This is a genomic window from Treponema sp. R8-4-B8 (assembly GCF_054786175.1).
Window position 1 is genome coordinate 1 of record NZ_BDHE01000375.1, and the last position, 456, is coordinate 456.

General features: G+C 52.0%; 1 protein-coding gene. It reads right to left on the reverse strand.

Annotated features, from left to right (window positions below; translation table 11 throughout):
- Nucleotides 1-48 precede the first annotated feature (48 nt).
- Nucleotides 49-411: a cysteine hydrolase family protein gene (locus ACYVRA_RS08830; protein ID WP_461252344.1), complete on the reverse strand. Its 363-nt coding sequence runs from the start codon at nt 409-411 to the stop codon at nt 49-51.
- Nucleotides 412-456 lie beyond the last annotated feature (45 nt).

The following is a 456-nucleotide window of genomic DNA, read 5'->3' on the forward strand; positions in this document are numbered from 1 at the left end:
ACAACGCTATTCCTTCTGGCACCCTTCCGCGGATTACCGTCATTTTGTTTACACCATCGAAGGAAGCGCGGCCGCGCTGTTGAAAAAACGCATTGAAAACGGCGAGTATGAATCAATGTCTTTGTGAAAACCCTTGCGGACAATCAAAGAGACCGGCTTTAAGTCAAGGTCTTTGTGAAAATCGGCGCCTTTAGTCTTTTGAACGCAGTGATCCGGCCAGAGAACCTGCCCTTTAACAAGCGGCGTGTCTATAACATCGCCCGGTTTTTTGCCGTTATGTGACGACGCGAAAGAAATATGCCCTGCGGGGTGCCAGTCCACAGTGGCGGCGACGCGCCCTCCTTTTTCGGCAAGAGAGCGGGAGATAGCGTTTAATGGAGCGACAACTTTGTCCCCGTCCTTCACCGCCACCGCCCCCCCCCGGCCAGAAATCATTCTGCCAGTCAATAATTAAAA